General features: G+C 68.9%; 5 protein-coding genes. 1 reads left to right on the plus strand and 4 read right to left on the minus strand.

Features of this window, described 5'->3' with window-relative positions; genetic code table 11:
• Window positions 1–23: 23 nt before the first annotated feature.
• From ACSAMQ_RS13190 to ACSAMQ_RS13200, 3 genes are all read right to left on the minus strand, one after another.
• Window positions 24–752 (minus strand): helix-turn-helix domain-containing protein, encoded by a 729-nt coding sequence (locus ACSAMQ_RS13190; RefSeq protein ID WP_435396088.1) that lies wholly within the window; start codon window positions 750–752, stop codon window positions 24–26.
• On the minus strand, window positions 749–1,336 hold the full coding sequence (locus ACSAMQ_RS13195; protein ID WP_435396089.1) for an SRPBCC domain-containing protein: 588 nt from the start codon (window positions 1,334–1,336) through the stop codon (window positions 749–751). Before ACSAMQ_RS13195 ends, ACSAMQ_RS13190 begins: the two co-directional genes overlap by 4 nt.
• 140 nt (window positions 1,337–1,476) lie before the next feature.
• Window positions 1,477–2,358 carry a PhzF family phenazine biosynthesis protein gene (locus ACSAMQ_RS13200; RefSeq protein WP_435396090.1) on the minus strand — a complete coding sequence of 294 codons (882 nt, stop codon included), beginning with the start codon at window positions 2,356–2,358 and terminating at the stop codon, window positions 1,477–1,479.
• A 127-nt stretch (window positions 2,359–2,485) separates the two neighbouring features.
• Here ACSAMQ_RS13200 and ACSAMQ_RS13205 point away from each other — a divergent pair, with 127 nt between their 5' ends.
• Complete coding sequence (locus ACSAMQ_RS13205; protein WP_435396091.1) at window positions 2,486–3,466, plus strand: LysR substrate-binding domain-containing protein; 981 nt, start codon at window positions 2,486–2,488, stop codon at window positions 3,464–3,466.
• A gap of 263 nt (window positions 3,467–3,729) precedes the next feature.
• Here the strand turns inward: ACSAMQ_RS13205 and ACSAMQ_RS13210 are convergent, their stop codons facing one another.
• Window positions 3,730–5,604 carry an ATP-binding cassette domain-containing protein gene (locus tag ACSAMQ_RS13210; protein WP_435396092.1) on the minus strand — a complete coding sequence of 625 codons (1,875 nt, stop codon included), beginning with the start codon at window positions 5,602–5,604 and terminating at the stop codon, window positions 3,730–3,732.
• Window positions 5,605–6,000 lie beyond the last annotated feature (396 nt).

Raw genomic sequence — 6,000 nt, forward strand, 5'->3', positions numbered from 1 at the left:
GCGCCGGCGGCGCGTTGGAGTCATTAGGCCGCGATCGCCAGGGCCCGGTCTTGTACGCAATTGATCTGCGGCCGCAGCCGGCCGCGGATCTGCTCGCGCAGGCGCGCCGGGGTGCAGCCGGCATGGGCGACGACGATGCGGTGCAGATGGCTCTGGTCGCTGAAACCGGCGTCGGCGGCGACCTGCGCGAGCGAGCTGTCGCCGGCCATCAGCTGCAAGGCATGGCGCCAACGCGCCTCGCGCCGCAGCGCCTGCGGCGACATGCCGTAAGTGCGGGCCAGCGCGCGGCTGGCGTGTTCGGCCGACACCCCGAGACGGCGCGCGAGCGTGCCGATCCCGTCGTCGCATGCGGCCATCGCGCGCAGCAATTCGCCCTGCCAGTCCGGCACCGCCACCGCCGCCTGCGGCGTCGCACAGGCCAGCAGTTCGGGCAGGCGTTGCGGGCAGCGCGCGAACACTTCCCGGGCTTCGCGCAGGTCGTGCACCTGCCAGGCGCTCGCGGCCATGGCGAAGCGATCGGACGGCAGTTCGAGGTTGATCGCGCTCGCACCGAGCCGTCCGAAGCGGTCGCCGTGGGCGTGGAACGGCGGATGCAGCACCAGGGTGCCGGGCCGGCACGGCAAAGGACCGTCGAGACTGGATTCGGTGTAGTCGCCGTCCAGCACCAGCGCCGCGTACGGCGCGTGGTGGCGATGCGTCGCCAGGATCGCGCCGCGATCGTGGCGGGTGCGATAGGCGACCTCCGGACTCACCGCTGCGCACCCGCCTTGAGCGGTTCGCGCCGGCGCAGATAGTCGGCCAGGCCGCCGAGTTGCAGACCTTGCACCTTGTCGACCACGGCGGCGAACTTGCTCAGGTCGTCGGGCGTGTAACCGCCGGCGCGGTAATGCAGGACGATCCGGGTGCCGCCGTCCTGGCCCGGACTGAGCCCGAACTCCATCGCCCCGCTCAGGCCCATGCCCTGCAGCGGGCCGAGGCCGCCGAGCAGGCGCAGGGTCTTGCCGGGGTCGACGAAGCTGACCGTCATGTGCTGCGCCTGCTGCTTGCCGTCGCGGCCGATCTCGCAGAAACAGCCGCCGGCGCGGGCATCGATCGACAGGGTCGACGCGGCGCCCCACCAAGTGTGGTCCTTGGGCCACCAACGGTCGATGTCCTCGACCAAGGCCTTCCAGGCCGTGCCCGGGTCGACCGCGACCGCTTGTTCGTTCTCGATGGTGAAACCGTTGGGTGCGGCGTCCTTGACCGCGGCCGCGGCGTTGCCGGCGCCCAGCAAACCGAGCGCGAGCGCCCCGGCCGAGCCGATCCGTCCGATATATCCAATGCAGCTGTTGGCCATCGCCGCTCTCCCCTGGCCGGCCGCGCCGGCTCTCGAGGGGATTAGGAACCGCCGTTCCGGCCGGCGCAAGCGACGAAAGTCGGGGGCTGCGGCGGCCCACTCATCACCGGGCACGGACGGCTGCGGGATCGCCCATAAGGCTAAAGGAACAGAGTGCCCGCCATTACGATTACGCCGCTGCCGGAAAGCTTCACGCCATCGCGAAGATCGACGTTGAGCCTGCTCGGCCGGCCCATGGACCGGCCCTGCTCGATGACGATCGACCGCTCGGCTCCTACCAGCCCATGAGCGTCGAGGAAGGCCGCCAACGGTCCGGCTGCGGTGCCGGTCGCGGAGTCCTCCCACAGGCCTACGGTAGGGTTGAAGAACCGCGCGTACGCAGTGACGCCGTCGGCATGCGCCTGCGTCGAGAACAGGTAGCAGCCTTCGGCACCGGCCTGGCGCAGCTGGGCCAGCAGGCGCTGCGAATCGGGACGCGCCTTGTCCACGTCCGTGCGTTTACGCACGGCCACGAGCAAGTGCTCCGCTCCGGTGGTCACCACCTGCGGCGAAGGCTCGCAAATATCTTGCGGATCGAGCCCGAGCGCCGCTGCGAGCCCGTCCAGGTCCTGCGCTTTGGCGAGGAACTCCGGCCGGCCCTGGGTCATGACGGCGCTGGCGCGTCCGCCTTCCAGCTTGATGCGCACCGGCAGCACCGCCGGCCCGATCTCCTGCCGGAATTCTTTCTCCTCGCGCAGTTCGCCGAGCTGGCCGGTTTCGGCCAGCCACAGCCATGCGCCCAGGGCGTTGTGGCCCGCGCCGAACACCTCCGCGCCGCTGGCAGTGAACGAACGCAGCTTGCGGTCCGCATCGGCCGCGACCGGATCGAGCACGAACGTCGTTTCCGCCTGGTTGAACTCCCGAGCCACCGCACGTAGCACGTCGTCCGGCAGATCGTCGCCGCCGCTGACGATGGCCAGGGGATTGCCGCTCAAGGGGCTCTGCGCGAATACGTCGATGACGGCAAAATTGAGGTGGCTCATGGCGCTCCCGAATGGGTGAAGGGACAGGACTGCGAATCCGGTACCCAGGGTGCCTGGACCAAGCTCGCCCGCCAAACGATCTTTTTTCGGACTAAAGTTAGTTGGGCTAACTCGAAGACTGCAGCGAATGAAACCCCGCGCCCCGCTTCCTAACCTGCCGCTCGCCGCCATTCGCGCCTTCGAGGCGGCGTCCCGCCTGGGGAGCCTGAAAGCGGCGGCCGAGGAAATCTCCGTGACGCCGGCGGCGATCAGCCATCAGATCAAGGCGCTGGAAGCGTATCTCGGAGCCAACCTGTTCGATCGGCTATACCGCTCGGTGCGGCTGACCGGCGCCGGCGAGCGCTTGGCCGCCACCACGCAGCGGGCTTTCAAGGACATCGGCCGAACACTGGACGAGTTGAAGCTCGACGGGCTCAGCGCGGGCCCTGCGACCTTGAGCATCAGCGCCGCGGCCTCGTTCGCCGCGATGTGGCTGGCGCCGCGGCTGCATCGTTTCCAGGCCCTGTATCCGGCGATCGAGATCCGGCTCGCGGCCGACAGCACGGTGGTCGATCTGGCGCGCGACGCGAGCATCGATATCGCGCTGCGCTACGGCCCCGGCCCCTACGGCGAAGCACTGGATGCGGCCAGGCTGTGGCCTTCGGGCGAGGTATTCCCGGTGTGTGCGCCGTCCTTGCTCGCCAGCGGCAGCCTCGATTCGCCGCAGGCGTTGGCTCGTCACGCGTTGCTGCGGACAGCGCCGCCGCTCGGTGCCGGCCTCGCCGGCCGACCCGATTGGCCGGCCTGGCTGGCCGCGGCTGGCCTGACCGCGACCGAGGCGACCCGTCTGCTGGAGCGCGGCCCACTCTTCGACAGCACCCAACTCGCGATAGAAGCCGCGATGGCGGGACGCGGCGTCGCGCTCGCCCCGGCCGTGCTCGTGCACGATGCGGTGCGCAGCGGCCGCCTCGCCAAACCGTTCGCTCTCGGCATTCCGGATCCGTATTCGTACTGGATCGTGTGCCGCAAGGACCGGCGGCAGGAAGCCCGCATCGGCGCGTTTCATGACTGGATCGCACGCGAAGCAGAAAAAGCCGGTGCGGAACTACGCGAATCGGAAGCGGAATGATCCGGCGACCACTGTCGCATGGCCTCGGCTAAATGGCCCGCTGGTACGGCGATAGCCCCCCCCCGACATCGATAAACCCTCCTGCCGGCCCGGACAGGAACCTGCTTACCTCAGGCGAGCGCTTCGCCGTCGTACGTCCGGTAGTTGCCGCGCTTCGGCGGGTCGCCTGTCGCGCTGTTGATCGAACGCCTCTCGATCGCTTGCAGCAAAGCAACGGGGCAGCACGGACCGAGTCCTCGGTCCGCTGACTGCCCCCAGGCCTCTCAGCCGTCCAGTTCCGCCCAGCGCGCGTAAGCCGCATCTAGGGTGGCCTGGGTCTCGGCGAGGGTCGCGTTGTGGGCGTTGATCGCGGCGGCGTCGCGCTGGTAGAAGGACGGCTGGTTCATCTGCGCGGTGAGTTCGGCCAAACGCGTTTCCAGAGCCTCGATCTTCGCCGGCAATTGTTCCAGTTCGCGCGCGTCCTTGTAGCTCAGCTTGCGCTTGGCCACGACCGGTGCGGCCGTTTCGGCCTCCGGCTTCGCCGCCGCGGCCTTGCCGGCGACGCTCCTCGCTACGGCGTTGGCGCGCTGGCGCACCCAGTCGCTATAGCCACCGACGTATTCGCCGACCCGGCCGTCGCCCTCCATGACCAGGGTCGAGGTCACGACGTTGTCGAGGAAATCGCGGTCGTGGCTGACCAGCAGCAAGGTGCCGGTGTAATCGCCGAGCAATTCTTCCAGCAGTTCCAAGGTCTCGACATCGAGGTCGTTGGTCGGCTCGTCCATCACCAGCAGGTTGGACGGCTGCGCGAACAGTTTGGCCAGCAGCAGGCGGTTGCGCTCGCCGCCGGACAGGCGGGTGATCGGCGCGCGCGCACGCTCCGGGGTGAACAAGAAGTCCTGCAGGTAGCCGATGATGTGTTTCTGCTTGCCGCCGACTTCGACGTATTCGCGGCCTTCGGCCACGTTCTCGATCGCGTTCCAGTCCTCGCGCAAAGTGGCGCGGTACTGGTCGAAATAGGCGACCTGCAGCTTGCTGCCCTCGCGCACTTCGCCGCTGTGCGGCTTGAGGTCGCCGAGCAGGGTCTTGAGCAGGGTGGTCTTACCGCTGCCGTTGGGGCCGATCAGGCCGATCCGGTCGCCGCGGAAGATCGTGGTCGACAGATCGCGCAGCAAAGGCTTGCCGCCGTAATCGAAATTGACGTCCTTGGCCTCGATGACCTTGCGTCCGGAGGACTCGGCCTGGGCGAAGTCCATGCGCACGTTGCCGACGGTGTCGCGGCGGGCCTGGCGTTCGTTACGCATCGCTTTGAGCCGGCGCACGCGGCCTTCGTCGCGGGTACGGCGGGCCTTGATGCCCTGGCGGATCCACACTTCTTCCTGCGCCAGCAGCTTGTCGAAGCGGGCGTTTTCCTGGGCCTCGGCGTTGAGGCGCTCTTCGCGCCGGCGCACGTAGTTGTCCCAGTCGCCGGGCCAGCTGGTGACCTGGCCGCGGTCGATCTCGACGATGCGGGTGGCGAGCGCACGCAGGAAGCGGCGGTCGTGGGTGACGAACAGCAGCGCGCCCTGCCAGGACTTGAGGAATTGTTCGAGCCAGTCGATGGCTTCGATGTCGAGGTGGTTGGTCGGTTCGTCGAGCAGCAGCAGGTCGGGCGCCGACACCAGCGCGCGCGCCAGCAGCACGCGCCGCTTCATGCCGCCGGACAGGCCCGAGAACGCGGCTTCGCCGTCCAGGCCGAGGCGGTCGAGGGTTTCGGTGACGCGCTGGTCCAGGCCCCAGCCGTTGGCGGCCTCGATCTTAGTCTGCACGTCGGCCAGGGCGTCGCCGTCGAAGGGTTCGGCGTGGCTGAGGTGGTGGTATTCGGCCAGCCAGTGGCCGAGCTCGCCGAGGCCGTCGGCGACCACGTCGAACACCGTGCCGCTGGCGCCGGGCGGCACTTCCTGTTCGAGCCGGGCGACGCGCACGCCGGATTCGCGGCGGATTTCGCCGTCGTCGGGCTGCAGCTCGCCGGCCAGCAGTTTCATGAGAGTGGACTTGCCCGCGCCGTTGCGACCGATCAGGGCGATGCGTTCGCCCGGTTCGATGGACAGTTCGACGTTTTCGAGCAGGAGCGGGCCGCCGACGCTGTAGTCGGCGTTCTGTACGGTAATCAGGGGCATCCGACCATTCTACCGGGCGCGGCGGGCCAATCGGCAGGCCGGCCTTGGCGAGCCTGACCTGGCATGCCGGGCTGACCGGGCCCGGCTCAGCCGTGAGGGAGGCGGCTGGCCGACCCAGGCGCGGTTGCGTCAGGCGGCGCATACTTGGCTACGGGCGCCCGCCATCCGCTGCGGCGCGCCGCCATCGAACGAGGACGAGATCATGAGCAAGGGCATGGACCGCAAGAAGGAAACCAAGAAGAAACCGGCCAAGACCATGAAGGAAAAGCGCGCCGAAAAGAACGAAAAGAAGACCACCAAGGGCTTCGCCCCGGTCTGAACGACCGGCCCGGCGACTGCGGCGGCACCGCGGTGCCGGCCGTGCCGCGCGATGCCGGGCATCGGCGCGGCGCAGCC

Origin of the sequence: Lysobacter sp. 1R34A, assembly GCF_051217035.1 — a bacterium.
Classification (GTDB): Bacteria; Pseudomonadota; Gammaproteobacteria; order Xanthomonadales; family Xanthomonadaceae; genus Lysobacter.

Bases quoted from the DNA above. Each gene is read 5' to 3' on its own strand.
- ACSAMQ_RS13205 (WP_435396091.1), top strand. From the start codon at position 2,486: ATGAAACCCCGCGCCCCGCTTCCTAACCTGCCGCTCGCCGCCATTCGC.
- ACSAMQ_RS13200 (WP_435396090.1), bottom strand. From the start codon at position 2,358: ATGAGCCACCTCAATTTTGCCGTCATCGACGTATTCGCGCAGAGCCCC.
- ACSAMQ_RS13195 (WP_435396089.1), bottom strand. From the start codon at position 1,336: ATGGCCAACAGCTGCATTGGATATATCGGACGGATCGGCTCGGCCGGG.
- ACSAMQ_RS13210 (WP_435396092.1), bottom strand. From the start codon at position 5,604: ATGCCCCTGATTACCGTACAGAACGCCGACTACAGCGTCGGCGGCCCG.